Here is a 12,871-nt window from a genome sequence, read left to right as displayed (position 1 = left end):
CAAAGGAGTTCACGCACTGATGCGGATTGCACGATATGGCGAGCCTGGGCAGGAGCGTCCCTTCGCCGCGGGGTCGGACGGTGTATGGCGGGACCTGTCGCCACTGGTCGATGACGTCACCGGCGCGACACTGGCGACCGTCCTGGATGCCGACCTCTCGGTGCTGCCGGCGGCGCAGCCCGAGGGCCGGGTGGGCCCGCCGTTGGCGCGGATCGGCAAGGTGATCTGCGTCGGGCTCAACTACCGCGATCACGCCGCCGAGACCGGCGCGGACATCCCGGACGAGCCGATCCTGTTCATGAAGGCGCCGGACACCGTTGTCGGACCTGATGATTCGGTGCGGATCCCGCAGGGCTCGATGAAGACGGACTGGGAGGTCGAGCTCGCTGTTGTCATCGGCAGCCAGGCTCGATACCTGTCCAGTCCGGCCGAAGCGGCTGCTTGCATCGCCGGCTATGCGATCAGCCACGACGTGTCCGAGCGGGCGTTCCAGTTGGAGCGTGGTGGGCAGTGGGACAAGGGCAAGAACTGCGAGACGTTCAACCCCTTCGGTCCGGTGCTCGTGTCCGCGGATGAGGTCACCGATCCACAGGCACTGGGGCTGCGGCTTCGTGTCAACGGCGCGGTCATGCAGGACGGAACGACCGCTGACATGGTCTTCGGGGTGGATCATTTGGTCTGGTACATCAGCCAGTTCATGGTGCTTCGTCCCGGCGACGTGATCAACACGGGCACACCGGCAGGCGTGGCTCTTGGCCGCGCCGATGCGCCATACCTGCGTGCTGGTGACGTGGTGGAGATTGAGATCGACGGGCTCGGAGCCCAGCGACAGGAGATGGTTTCGGCATGACGGACGAATTCAAAGGATTGGCAGCGCTTGTGACAGGTGGTGCGTCCGGCATCGGCCTGGCGACTGCGACAGTGTTGCGCGACAAGGGCGCCCGTGTCGTGGTGCTGGACCGGGCCGAGTCGGCATCGGACGGCTTCGAGTTGGTGCGGGCGGACGTGAGTGACGACACGCAGGTGCGCTCGGCGGTCGCCGCTGCGGTCGCGAGCCTCGGCGGGCTCGACGTGCTGGTCAACAACGCGGGAATCGGCGCGCAGGGCGGCGTCGATGCCAACGACGACGACGAGTGGCGAAAAGTGTTGGACGTCAACGTGCTCGGCCTGGTGCGGGTGACACGCGCCGCCCTGCCGAGCCTGCGCCGCTCGGAGCACGCCGCAATCGTCAACACCTGCTCGATCGCAGCGACCGCTGGTCTGCCCAACCGGGCGCTCTACTCCGCCAGCAAGGGTGCGGTGCTGTCGCTCACCCTCGCGATGGCGGCCGACCTGATCGCGGAGGGCATCCGGGTCAATGCGGTCAACCCGGGCACCGCGGACACCCCGTGGGTCGGCCGGCTGCTGGACTCCGCAGCCGATCCCGCTGCTGAGCGAGTTGCGTTGGAGGCGCGGCAACCGCACGGTCGCCTCGTGTCGGCGCAGGAGGTGGCGCACGCGGTCGCCTATCTGGCGTCACCCAGCGCCGGCTCCACGACCGGCACGACGCTTGCCGTGGACGGCGGTATGGCGGGGCTTCGGCTGCGGAAATGACCGTGCGGCGAGTGGCCTCCGTCATACGGCTCAAGGACGGCATGGAGGCCGAATATCGGCGGCTGCACGCCGACGTCTGGCCGGAAGTGCTGGCGACGCTACGGCGCGCGCACGTCTCGAACTATTCGATCTTCCTGCGCGACGGGCTGCTGTTCAGTTATCTCGAATACACCGGTGACGACTACGAATCCGACATGCAGGCGATTGCCGACGACGAGTCCACGAGGCGATGGTGGCAGCTGACCGACCCCTGCCAGGACCCCGTTGCGACGGCCGCCCAGGGGGAGTGGTGGGCGCCTGCCGAGGAGGTCTTCCACCTGTGACGCGCATCGACGCACACCACCACGTCTGGGATCTGGGTGTCAGGGACCAGCCGTGGACGGAAGCACTTCCCCCACTGCGGCGTTCCTTCTTGTATGCCGAGCTCGCGCCGTCGCTGACACGACATGCGATCGACGGCACGGTCGTCGTGCAGACGGTCTGCGTGCCCGAGGAGACGCCGGAGCTGCTGGCGCTGGCCCACGAAACGCCAACCATCGCAGGCGTCGTCGGCTGGGTCGACCTGGAGGCACCGGACGTGACGGACCGGCTGGCGGCACTGCGGTCCGGCCCGGGCGGCCAACGTCTGGTTGGCATCCGGCATCAGGTGCAGGAGGAGCCCGACCCTGAGTGGCTTGCCCGACCAGCGGTGCTGGCTGGGCTCGCAGCGGTGGCCGCGGCCGACTTCGCCTATGACCTGGTCGTCCGATCCGACCAGTTACCAATGGTGTTCGACGCGGTGCGCGCGATCCCGGAGCTGCGTTTCGTGCTGGACCACGGCGGCAAACCGCCTATCGCATCCGGTGCCCTCGAACCCTGGCGGACGAACCTCCGCGCGATCAGCAGCTGCCCGAACGTCAGCGTGAAGCTTTCCGGGCTGGGGACCGAGGCCGACCCGCCGAGTCTCGACCCGCGAACGCTGCAGCCGTATGTCGAGACGTTGCTCGAAGCCTTCGGGCCGGGCCGCACGATGTTCGGATCCGACTGGCCGGTCTGCTTGCTCGCGGGCAGCTATGACGAAACGATCGAGACCGCAACGCAGTTCACCGACCAGCTTTCGCCGGCCGAGGCCGCGGACGTGTTCGGCGAGACGGCGAAGCGAGTCTACCGGCTGGAGGTCGCATGAGACCTGTGTTCACCATGGCCGGTGCCACCGCTGCCACCGGTGGCGTCCTCGGCCTCGGCTGCGCACCGATCGGCAACCTCTACGAACGTGTCGACGACGACACCGCTCGGGCCACGGTGGATGCCGCCTGGGACGCCGGGATCCGCTACTTCGACACGGCGCCGCACTACGGGCTGGGGCTGTCCGAGCGCCGCCTTGGCGCGGCGCTCGCGGGTCGTCCGCGGGCGTCATACCAGCTGTCGACGAAGGTCGGCCGGTTGCTCGTGCCGAACCCAGAGCCCACTGAATCCGATCTGTCGGCAGGGGGTTCGACGTCCCGGGTGACGTCACTCGCCTCCGCGACTACTCACGCGGCGGCGTGCGAACCTCCATCGAGGAGTCGCTGCAACGGCTCGACACGGACCACCTCGACATCGCCTACATCCACGATCCCGAGGACTTCATGGATCAGGCCCTGGCCACGGCGATTCCCGCACTCATCGAGCTTCGTGAAGAGGGCGTGGTCAACTCGATCGGCGTTGGCATGAACTCCGTCGAGCCACTGCGCCGCTTCGTGCGGGAAACGGACATCGACGTGCTGATGGTCGCCGGTCGGTGGACTCTGCTGGACCGCACTGCGCGGGAGCTCCTGGACGAAGCCGCCGCTGGTGGCGTTTCGATCGCCGTGGCCGGCGCGTTCAACTCCGGTCTCCTGGCGACGAATTCGCCTGCCGACGATGCCACGTTCGACTACTTGCCCGCCAGTCAAGCCTTGGTCGCACGGGCTCGATCGATGGCGGCGGCCGCCACGGCGGCTGGGGCATCGCTCCCGGCGGCGGCGTTGCAGTTCGGCCTGCGACGCCCGGAGGTCGCCGCAGTGGTGGTCGGCCTGCGTTCACCCGGTGAGGTGCGTGCCGCACGCGCGAACTGGGACTGTCCGATCCCTGAGCAGCTCTGGCTGCAACTCGACAAGATCGCCGCGGGGTAGACGGACTGATGCCCCAGCGCCGGCGGTGGATCCGCCGGGGCTGGGGCATCGGTGGCGGTGCTACTCGACGACCGTGACGACGACCGGGTCAGAGGTCGCCACGCCATCCGACGCGGTGTAGCGAGCGGTGATGCTGTGCTCACCGACTGCGGCGTCCTTCGGCAGCCGGTAGTCGGCCTTGCCGGCACCGTTGGTGGCGACCGTGGCGACCAGCTTGCCGTTGTCGTAGAACTCGACCGAGACCTTCTTGGCCTTGCCCTGCTCAGGCGTGACCTGCGCGGTCACCTTGATGCCATTGCCCTTGCCGTAGTGCTGCACGGTGCCCTGTGCGTCGAGGCTGACCGTGGTCGAACTCACCGGCACAGCCTCGACCGGCACGCTCACCTGGGTCGTCGTGCCCGTGGTGTCGCCGGTGACGGTGAGCGCCGCAGTGCCGGCCGGAATGCCGTCCGGCAGAGTGAAACTCACGCTCGCAGTGCCGGTTTCGTCAGCCTTGTCGCCTGCGGTAACGGTGCTGTCCACCGGGAAGGAGCCGAGTGCGGTGTCACCCAGCTTGACCGTTACCGAGCTGTCCTTCGCGGTGCCCGTCGACATCGACAGCGAGGACAGGCCGAACGCAACCGTGTCACCCGCCTTGTACGACGCGGGCGCGCCGTCCGGGAAGTGCACGCCCACCGAGCGCTGCGAGTTGTCAACCGGCAGAGCGGCATTCGCAGCCTTGGCGGCCATGTAGTCGACCATGCCCTGCAGGTCGGTTTGGCCGGTGTCCTTCTTGGCGGTGCCGTTGGCCAGCTCGAAGAAGTTGTCACCGCCGGTTGCGAGGAACGAGTTGACCGTGACCGAGTAGGTGGCGCTGTCGTCGATCGGCGCGCCATTCAGCCACATCTGCTGGATGTGCCCGTTGATCGCACCGGCCGGGTCGTAGGTGTAGGTGAAGCCCTGCGAGATGCCCAGCCGCAGGAACGGCCGTGACGCGCCCGCCGGCTGCCACTGCTGCTCCAGGACCTGCTTGATCTGCGCACCGGTCAGGTTCATGTTGACCAGCGTGTTGGCGAACGGCTGCACGGTCGCTGCCTGCCGGTAGGTCAACACCGTCGGATAGCCGGCGTCGTTGTTGCCCACCATGTCGGCGCGAAGGCCGCCGGGGTTCATGAAGGCGATCTGTGCGGACCCGGTCGTAGACGACTCGGTCGCCCAGCGCTGCGCCTCGGCGACCAGGTTGCCCAGGGTGGACTCGCCGCCGCGGTTCTCGACGGCGGCGGAGTCCTTGGCCCGGTTGAACGGCGCCGCGATGTTGCCCAGCGGCTGCTTGCCGAGGACGTCCGCGTTCGCGACGGCCTTCGAGACGATCTGGCCGACCGCGCCGTCCGGTGTGTAGTTCGCGACCCAGATCTTCTTCGTGGGGTCGTCCGAGTTCGGGTCGTCGACCTCCTTGGTCAACGCCAGCGTGTTGGACTCGACTCCCGTCACCTGACCGGTCGGCGATACGGAGAAGTTCAACTGGTCCAGGTTGTAGCCGTACTGGCCGGCGGAGACGACCGGACGTTGGGTCACCTGACGCCCCGCCCAGCCGGGCACGTTGACCAGGCAGTTGTAGGTCAGGTGTGTGTGGCCGGAGATGACCGCGTCGACGTTGTCGTCGAGGCCGGTCACGACCTTGCCGAAGTCGTTGGCCGGGTCGGTGACGGAGGAGCAGTTGCTGTTGGGAGCACCCTCGTGCACCAGCATCACGACCAGCTGGGCGCCCTCGTTCTGCTTCAGGTTGTCGGCAGCGGTGTTGACCGCGCCGGCGATGTCGGTGATGTTCAGGTCAGCGATGCCGCCAGGAGACACCAGCTCGGGCAGGTGCTCGGTCACCGCCCCGACGAAGCCGACCGTGACGCCATTCAGCGTCTTGGTCCAGCTGGGTGCCAGGGCGTTGGAGCCGTCCTTCAGTTTCACGTTGGCGCCCAGGTACTTCCACTGCGCCCCGCCATACGGGTTGGTGCTCGCGTCGTATGGCGCCATCACGCGGTTCACCAGGTCGTTGTAGCCCTGGTCGAACTCGTGGTTGCCCACGGCAGACACCTCGAGGCCGGATGCGTTCAACGCGTCGATGGTCGGCTTGTCGTGCGCGATGAACGACTCGAACGTTGATGCGCCGATCAGGTCGCCGGCTGCGGCGAAGACTGTGTTGGGCTGCGTCGCGCGCAAGTTGTTCACGGCCCCGGCGAGGACCGCAGCGCCGGCCTCTTGGCCGTTGGCCTGGATGCGGCCGTGGAAGTCGTTGATGCCCAGGATCTGCACCTGGGTGTCACCGACCGCTGCGTCCGCGTGGCTCGACGTCGCCAGCGTCATACCGCTTGCCATGGCCAAGGCACCGACCACCGCGGTCCCTAGTCGGAATGCTCTCTTCGTCACGCCTGTCTCCTGCCGATCGTTGGACTCGGCAGTGACGCCCATACCACGTGTCTCTGCCAGAACTCGGAAGAGTAGTTCAACGAACGCTGTGAGCACCCCGGAATGGCGACAACCGATCTCGAGGTTCACCCGGCCGATGGCTGCCGTTCCCCTGGTCGAGTGCGGCGCCTGACCCCTGGCAGACTGCTCCCATGGGAACGGTCCTGGTCGTAGGTGGGGCCAACGTCGACGTCGTCGCCCAGTCGACGGCGCGCTTCACGAACGGCACGAGCAATCCGGGCCATGCCTACTCCAGCGCCGGCGGTGTCGGTCGCAACATCGCGGCCAACCTGGGGCACCTCGGAGTGCCGACGACACTCATCACCGCGTTCGGCAACGACACCTTCGGTGCGCGTCTGTATGACGAAACCGCTGCTGCCTCAGTCGATCTCACTCATTCGGTGGAGTTGGAGATGCCCAGCGGGAGCTATCTGGCGATGCTCGACGCCGACGGCGAGCTGGTCGGTGCCGTGGCGGACATGGCAGCTGCGGAGTCGCTCCGCGTGGAGCATGTGCCGCAGGACGTGGTCGCTTCCGCCTCGTATGTCGTGCTCGACGCCAACCTCTCCGCCGACGTACTCGAGCACGTATGCCGCACCGCTGCCGCGACCGGAGTGCCCGTCGTCATCGACCCGGTGTCGGTGCCGAAGGCCGACCGGCTGGCGCGCGTGCTCAAGGCCTGGCCGGTCCACACGATCACCCCGACCCGCGCCGAGCTGGTCACGCTGAGCGGCGAGAACGACCTGGAAGCGGGGGTCGCTGCCCTGCACAGCCTTGGGGTCGGTCGCGTGTGGGTACGTGAAGGTGCAAGTGGCTCAACGCTTTTCGGGCAACGGTTGAGCACCCATGTGCCCGCCATCGTCGCCGAAGTGCGCAATGTGACGGGCGCAGGTGATGCGATGGCGGCGGCATACGTCCAGGCACTGGTCGCAGGGATCGATGACGTGACCGCGGCTCGGCGCGGCGCCGCCGCGGCATACCTGACCATCACCAGTGAGCACACCGTCCGGCCGGACCTGTCTCCGGCGCTGATCGAACAGGTCCTGAAGGAGCATGAATGAACACCCCGCACCCCCGTTTGCAACTGACCGACGAAGTGCGCGATGCGCTCGCCGAGGGGCGCCCGGTTGTTGCACTGGAGAGCACGATCATCAGCCACGGGATGCCCTACCCGGACAACGTGACGATGGCGCGCGAGGTCGAAGCGCTCATCCGCGAGCAGGGTGTGGTGCCGGCGACGATCGCGGTCCTCGACGGCGTCCCGCGCATCGGATTGACCGATAGCGATCTCGAAATGCTAGGAAAGGCAGGCGAATCCGTCACTAAGGCAAGCGTTCGTGACCTCGCCTACGTCATCGCCAAGAGTGTCCACGGAGCGACGACGGTGGCTGCGACCATGCGGCTCGCTTCGTTGGCCGGCATCCGTGTCTTCGCCACCGGCGGCCTCGGCGGCGTGCACCGCGGCGCAGCGACCTCGATGGACCTGTCCGCGGACCTGACCGAGTTGTCCCGCACCCCGGTCGCCGTCATCTCCGCAGGTGTGAAGTCGATCCTCGACATCGGGCTGACGCTGGAGGCGATGGAGACGCTGTCCATCCCGGTCGTCGGCTACCAGACCGACGAATTCCCTTCGTTCTACTCACGATCCAGCGGGTATGACGTGCCGATGCGCGCTGACAGCCCCGAGGAGCTCGCCGCGATCATGGCGACCCAATGGGACCTCGGAGTGACGGCCGGCTTCGACATCGCCAACCCGATCCCGGAGGCGGACGAGATCCCGGCCGAGGAGATCTCCGGCATCATCACGCAGGCCCTCGCCGACATGGATCGGCTCGGCATCACCGGCAAGGACACCACGCCATACCTGCTCGGGCGAGTCGTGGAGCTGACCGGCGGCGCGTCGCTCACCGCCAACATCGCGCTGGTCAAGAACAACGCGCTGCTCGGCGCGCAGCTGGCGACTGCATACGCGAACCTCGCGGCTCAGTCGCGCTGACGTTGCGCGAATGCGGCCTGCTTGGCGCGGTTGCCACAGACAGACATCTGGCACCAGCGGCGGCGCCGTGAGGTGTTGAGGAAGAGCCAGCCGCAGTCCTCGCCCGGGCACGCAGTGATGAGTTCACGCCGGTCGTCGGTGAGCAAGGCGCCAGCTTCGATGAGGAACGCGTCGAGCGGGTCCTTGAGCGTGCCGTGCCCGCTGAATTCCCATTGGGCCGAGTCGATGTCGACCACGAAACGCTGTCGAGAGTGCGCCGCGCTGATCGCGTCGGCCAGGCGGTGTCGAGCGGCAGCGCTGGGCGATTCGGTGAACGCGGAGTAGAGGTCCGCCCGGAGCTTCCGTGTTCGGTCAAGTGTGTGCTCGACGCCGCCGGGGTCCTTCGCCGCGTGCTGGCGCAATGCGTCGCCGGTGTCTGCGGAGATGACGCCCGTGGTCACTGCGAGCAGCGCGAGCGCGTCATACGAACGCAGGTATTCGCCCCGCGGATCGGGAGGCCCGTGCCAACCGGCACGGGTGTTGCAGAGCTCGAGCGCCGGGTGCCCGCTCAGTGGCTTGGGCAGGACGACGCCGTCGACTTCGATCGTCCAGGGGGTTGACACGTGCACCATCTAACCAGTTCTATGCGATAACCAGTTAATCAAAGTCAGTGGTTAGGGGTATGGCGATGCGAATGTCACGAGGCGTGACGGCAACGATCGGAGCGGCGGCGCTCGCTGTGGGAGTGGTGCAAGCGGGGCCGGCAAGTGCGACGCCACGAGCGGCCGGGGACGGCATGGGCTGGCACTGGGTGCAGGAGGGATGGAAGCCTGCACTACAAGGTGACCAGGTCCTCCCGGCGGCCCGCTATTGCGGCACGTTCGACCTGAAGCTTTCCGCGGTCAGCCAAGACGTCCGTGGCAAGGTGCTGTCGCGTTGGGACAACGGCAACCCGAAGGACACCTACTACACCGGCCCGCTGACGACCCGGGCAGAGAACCTTACGACCGGCAAGGCGAAGAACTACGACATGGGCGGTGACGCCTGGGAGACCGACTATCCGACCGGCTACTACCAGACCTACCGGATGATCGGACCGGTCGGGATGGGTATGCCGCTCGGGGCGTCGAAGGGCCTGCCGCCGAGCGTCTACGTGATGAACGGCTATCACGTCGTGCAGTTCAACGCCGACGACAGCCAGCGCACCCTCACGGTGTCGGTCGGGACGGAAACCAACATCTGCGCCGCGGTGCGCTGACACACGTTGCATGCCGTACGACACCGCATGCAACAACTCCGGCCGCGCCGGCCGTGCGGCGTAACGTCCGTGTATGTCGTTCGACGTGTCCGCAGACGCCTACGGGCGGTTCATGGGCCGCTTCTCCGAGCGGCTGGCGGTGCCGTTCGTTGCGTGGTCGCAGGTGCGGCCGGGCCTGACGGCGTTGGACGTCGGCTGCGGCCCCGGCGCGCTCACAGCACATCTGGTCGAGGCGCTGGGTGCGGACAACGTGCGAGCGATCGACCCGTCGCCGTCGTTCGTCGCCGCGGCCCGCGAACGATTCCCGGGCATGGACATCCAGCAGTCGTCGGCCGCGTCGATCCCGTTGCCGGACAACGCCGTCGACCGCTCGATGGCACAGCTGGTCGTCAACTTCATGCCCGATCCGATCGCCGGTCTACGGGAGATGGCTCGAGTCACCCGGCCGGGCGGGCTGGTCGCGGCCTGTGTCTGGGACCTGGGGCCGCGGGGGCGCGCCCCGATTTCGCTCCTCTGGAAGGCGGTGCACGACCTCGACAGCACGTCGAGCGGTGAGGCATCGATGCCCGGGACTCGCGAGGGACAGTTGGCGATGCTCGCCGAAGACGCCGGGCTGACCGAGATCCAAGACGGCGAGCTGACCGTCAGTGCTCCCTTCCTCGATTTCGAGGATTGGTGGGAGCCCTACACGCGTGGCGTCGGTCCGGCCGGCCAGTACATCGCCGGGTTGGATGACGCCGGTCGCAAGCGGCTGCGGGATCGCTGCCGGGAGCTGTTGCCGGACCGTCCGTTCGAGATCAGCGCAACGGCCTGGTGCGTCCGGGGATCGGCCTGAGCCGGACCAGGCAGGGTCCCTGCCAGGAGGACCGTGCACAATGGATGGGTGATTGCCATCCTGTCCACGAAGCTCGACCAGAACAACGGGCATCCCATCGGGATGGGCGTCACTTTTTTAGGCATCTGTATCTTCATGATCGTCCTCTTCGCCCTGATCATCTGGGTCGGCAAGCAGCGCGACAAGCGCCGTGGCCCGAGGGAGGCTCCGCAGCTTCCCCTGTTGATCAAGAAGGACGAGGAGCGTGAGCGGCGCCGTAACGCCGGTCGCTGAGGCGATCGAGGCACTTGAGGCCGCGCGCGCTCGAGGGGAGATCCCCGGTGCCGTGGGCTTGCTCGCCATCGGCGACGAGATCCTCACGACATACGCCACGGGCTTCGCTGTCTTGTATGACGACTCCGGCGCTCTGCTGCCGGTCGACGACCGCGTCCCGATGCAGCCCGACACCGTCTTCGACGTTGCGTCGCTGACCAAACTCTTCACCGCGACCGTTGCGATGCAGCAGGTTGAGGCGGGCCTGCTCGACCTGGAAGCACCCGTCGACGGCTACCTGCCCGACTTCGCGGAGGGCGGCAAAGGCGGCATCACCGTGCGCCAATTGCTCACGCACACCAGCGGATTGGAGTGGTGGCTGCCACTCTGGCGTGACTGGGCGACTCGGGGTGCTCGCATCCACGCGGCGTTGACCCAGCCGCCGGCGACGGCGCCCGGGGAGACGTTCGTCTACAGCGACCTCAACCTCATCACCCTCGGCGTCATCCTCGAGCAACTCGGTGGGGCGCCGCTCGATGTGCTCGTCCGCGACGGCATTACTGCTCCGCTGCGCATGCGGGACACCGGTTTCATCACTCAGTTGGGACACGTTGCGCCCGGCCGTTTCGCCGCTACCGAGATCGAGGACGACGCCGGACGTGGAATGGTCCGCGGTGCGGTCCACGACGAGAACGCCTGGTCGCTCGGTGGGGTCGCCGGGCACGCGGGTGTCTTCTCCACGGCCAGCAACCTGCTGCGTTTCGCTCAGGTCTTCACCGGCGACGACCCGCGAATTCTGAGTGAGGACAGCGTGATTGCCATGACCACGAACCTCAACCCGGACCTCCCCGACGACTCGCACGGCATCGGGTTCGAGATCGACCAGTCGCGTTACATGGGCGAGCTGAGCGGTCCGCGCACCATCGGCCACACCGGATTCACCGGGACCTCGCTGGTCGCGGACCTGGCGGGCGGCGCCACCGCCATACTCCTGACGAATGCGGTGCACCCGCACCGCCCGAAGACGTCCATCAACGCACTCCGCGCGCGGTGGGCTACCGGGGTGGCGCGCTCACTGCGTTGACCGGCACGCCGTGGTCGAGCACCAGTCAGCGTGGGCCCCGGGCAACGCCCGGATTCTGCGACCCGGGCAGGCTCGTGGCGAGGTAGTCGAGCACATCGCTCGAGGCAGGGGCCGGGGCGAAGCTCAGGCCGTTCCAGGACACGTCGTCGCCGAAGTCCCACATGGCGGTGCCGATGTAGCGCGGGTCGTGCACCGCGCCGCTGAGTCGGATCGCTGCGACGGCGGCCTGCGTGTAGCTGAGCATCGGATATCCGGTTGCTCCGGATGCGTCAGGCTCGCAGCTGCCGACGGCATCCGGTCCCTCGGTGCACGTCGTGAACTCGTGCGCGGACGCGGAGGCTGGGATGCCGAATCCGTATCGGATGTGCAGCCGGTTGGCCCACTGCTTGGTGTTGCCGGCTTCCCGCCTGGCCGCCGAGGTGTAGTCGTCCAGATTGTTCAAGGTGCCTGCTGGTGCGTCGCTCAGGTCGTAGAGCGAGTCCATCAGGTAGCCGTTGCCGTATGTCGAGAGGATGTCGCCGACGTTCGCCGCCGACTCGGTGCCCGGCCGAATGGCCTCGGCGAAGGTGAACACGGAGTAGAACCGGCCGCGGGGATGGTCGACCTCGACGCAGCCGTACGGGTCGTCCGCCGGGTTGCCGGCGTGCTGACCGGCGAAGTCCTTCGCCAGTTGGAGATAGAAGAAGTACTGGCCGTTCTTGGTCGACACGTCGAACGGCTCGAGATCGAACTGAATGCCGTCGACGTGCGGGTCGGCGCACGCCTGCGCGGCGACCTTGTCGGCGAACTCGGCCGCCAGACTCGGGCTCAGCTCGTTGAAGCCCTGCAGGTAGCCGTTGGCGTCGGTGCGACCGTCGATGATCGGGGAGATGGTGAAGGAGCCCGGGTCGGCGGCAGCGAAGGCGTCGTAGTAGGCGGCCGTCCTCGCGGGACCACCGCCGGCCTCGGTGTAGAAGGAGTAGAGATCTCCGGCGGTGCAGCGAGTGCCGTCGTTGTCGGGGCAATACATCTCCATGTCGGTCCCGTAGCTGTACACCTGGTTGAGTGCGTGGCCGGCGCCCGCTCGTGCGTTGTATGCCGAGATCGCGTCGACCCAGGTGCCCGGCTGCGCTGTGTCGTAGACCCAGGCGGAGTTGGCCTTCGGTGGGAAGGCATCGTTGTGCGCGGCACTTGCCGTGGCCGGGGTCAGCACGCTCAGCCCCACGGCAAGGGCTCCGGCAGCGCCCACGGCGAGTGCTCGGTTGAGTCGGCTGGTTCGGCGTAGATCCGCCATGTGGGCGCTCCTCAGGTCGTCGGCTGACTC

The 12,871-nt window shown here is 67.4% G+C and carries 14 protein-coding genes and 1 pseudogene; 12 read left to right on the top strand and 3 right to left on the bottom strand.

All coding sequences use genetic code 11. The annotated features are described in order from the left end of the window. Positions 1–19: 19 nt before the first annotated feature. The 6 genes and pseudogenes from ACFQDH_RS02545 to ACFQDH_RS02520 all read left to right on the top strand — a co-directional run bounded on the left by ACFQDH_RS02545 (position 20) and on the right by ACFQDH_RS02520 (position 3,725). Positions 20–850: a fumarylacetoacetate hydrolase family protein gene (locus ACFQDH_RS02545; protein ID WP_382398164.1), complete on the top strand. Its 831-nt coding sequence runs from the start codon at positions 20–22 to the stop codon at positions 848–850. Further along, positions 847–1,593 (top strand): SDR family NAD(P)-dependent oxidoreductase, encoded by a 747-nt coding sequence (locus ACFQDH_RS02540; RefSeq protein WP_382398162.1) that lies wholly within the window; start codon positions 847–849, stop codon positions 1,591–1,593. Before ACFQDH_RS02545 ends, ACFQDH_RS02540 begins: the two co-directional genes overlap by 4 nt. After that, on the top strand, positions 1,590–1,916 hold the full coding sequence (locus tag ACFQDH_RS02535; RefSeq protein ID WP_382398160.1) for an L-rhamnose mutarotase: 327 nt from the start codon (positions 1,590–1,592) through the stop codon (positions 1,914–1,916). The genes ACFQDH_RS02540 and ACFQDH_RS02535 overlap by 4 nt, the downstream gene beginning before the upstream one ends. Continuing rightward, entirely contained in the window at positions 1,913–2,758 is an 846-nt protein-coding gene (locus ACFQDH_RS02530) for an amidohydrolase family protein (RefSeq protein WP_382398158.1), read from the top strand. Before ACFQDH_RS02535 ends, ACFQDH_RS02530 begins: the two co-directional genes overlap by 4 nt. Then, a pseudogene (locus ACFQDH_RS02525) lies at positions 2,755–3,003 on the top strand (aldo/keto reductase); the annotation flags it as partial. The gene ACFQDH_RS02530 and the pseudogene ACFQDH_RS02525, both read left to right, overlap by 4 nt. 113 nt (positions 3,004–3,116) lie before the next feature. Beyond that, a complete protein-coding gene (locus tag ACFQDH_RS02520) occupies positions 3,117–3,725 on the top strand; it encodes an aldo/keto reductase (RefSeq protein ID WP_382398156.1) in 609 nt (202 codons plus the stop codon). Positions 3,726–3,785: 60 nt separating this feature from the next. Here the strand turns inward: ACFQDH_RS02520 and ACFQDH_RS02515 are convergent, their stop codons facing one another. Then, entirely contained in the window at positions 3,786–6,125 is a 2,340-nt protein-coding gene (locus tag ACFQDH_RS02515) for a 5'-nucleotidase C-terminal domain-containing protein (RefSeq protein ID WP_382398154.1), read from the bottom strand. 191 nt (positions 6,126–6,316) lie between these two features. On the opposite strand from ACFQDH_RS02515, the gene ACFQDH_RS02510 reads away from it, so the two are divergent. Both ACFQDH_RS02510 and ACFQDH_RS02505 read left to right on the top strand, forming a co-directional pair. Beyond that, a complete protein-coding gene (locus ACFQDH_RS02510; protein WP_382398152.1) occupies positions 6,317–7,225 on the top strand; it encodes a carbohydrate kinase family protein in 909 nt (302 codons plus the stop codon). Next, positions 7,222–8,160, top strand: a complete 939-nt coding sequence (locus ACFQDH_RS02505; RefSeq protein ID WP_382398150.1) for a pseudouridine-5'-phosphate glycosidase — start codon at positions 7,222–7,224, stop codon at positions 8,158–8,160. Before ACFQDH_RS02510 ends, ACFQDH_RS02505 begins: the two co-directional genes overlap by 4 nt. On the opposite strand, the gene ACFQDH_RS02500 is transcribed toward ACFQDH_RS02505, so the two are convergent. Beyond that, positions 8,148–8,762, bottom strand: coding sequence for a CGNR zinc finger domain-containing protein (locus ACFQDH_RS02500; protein ID WP_382398148.1), 615 nt, complete (start codon positions 8,760–8,762; stop codon positions 8,148–8,150). The two genes, ACFQDH_RS02505 and ACFQDH_RS02500, sit on opposite strands and share 13 nt — an antisense overlap. 83 nt (positions 8,763–8,845) lie before the next feature. Here ACFQDH_RS02500 and ACFQDH_RS02495 point away from each other — a divergent pair, with 83 nt between their 5' ends. The 4 genes from ACFQDH_RS02495 to ACFQDH_RS02480 all read left to right on the top strand — a co-directional run bounded on the left by ACFQDH_RS02495 (position 8,846) and on the right by ACFQDH_RS02480 (position 11,568). Further along, entirely contained in the window at positions 8,846–9,397 is a 552-nt protein-coding gene (locus ACFQDH_RS02495; RefSeq protein WP_382398146.1) for a hypothetical protein, read from the top strand. A gap of 73 nt (positions 9,398–9,470) precedes the next feature. Further along, positions 9,471–10,232 carry a class I SAM-dependent methyltransferase gene (locus ACFQDH_RS02490; RefSeq protein WP_382398144.1) on the top strand — a complete coding sequence of 254 codons (762 nt, stop codon included), beginning with the start codon at positions 9,471–9,473 and terminating at the stop codon, positions 10,230–10,232. Between the two features lie 48 nt (positions 10,233–10,280). After that, a complete protein-coding gene (locus ACFQDH_RS02485) occupies positions 10,281–10,505 on the top strand; it encodes a hypothetical protein (protein ID WP_382398142.1) in 225 nt (74 codons plus the stop codon). Then, on the top strand, positions 10,477–11,568 hold the full coding sequence (locus ACFQDH_RS02480; protein ID WP_382398140.1) for a serine hydrolase domain-containing protein: 1,092 nt from the start codon (positions 10,477–10,479) through the stop codon (positions 11,566–11,568). Before ACFQDH_RS02485 ends, ACFQDH_RS02480 begins: the two co-directional genes overlap by 29 nt. Before the next feature lie 25 nt (positions 11,569–11,593). Here ACFQDH_RS02480 and ACFQDH_RS02475 read toward each other — a convergent pair whose 3' ends face one another. After that, the gene (locus tag ACFQDH_RS02475) at positions 11,594–12,841 is read right to left on the bottom strand and encodes a hypothetical protein (protein WP_382398138.1); all 1,248 of its coding nucleotides are present in this window, start codon (positions 12,839–12,841) and stop codon (positions 11,594–11,596) included. Positions 12,842–12,871 lie beyond the last annotated feature (30 nt).

Origin of the sequence: Flexivirga alba, from assembly GCF_042661025.1 — a bacterium.
In the GTDB taxonomy this organism is placed as follows: Bacteria; Actinomycetota; Actinomycetes; order Actinomycetales; family Dermatophilaceae; genus Flexivirga; species Flexivirga alba.
The sequence above is the reverse complement of the archived record's forward strand: the minus strand, read 5'-3'. Positions and strand labels throughout refer to the sequence as shown.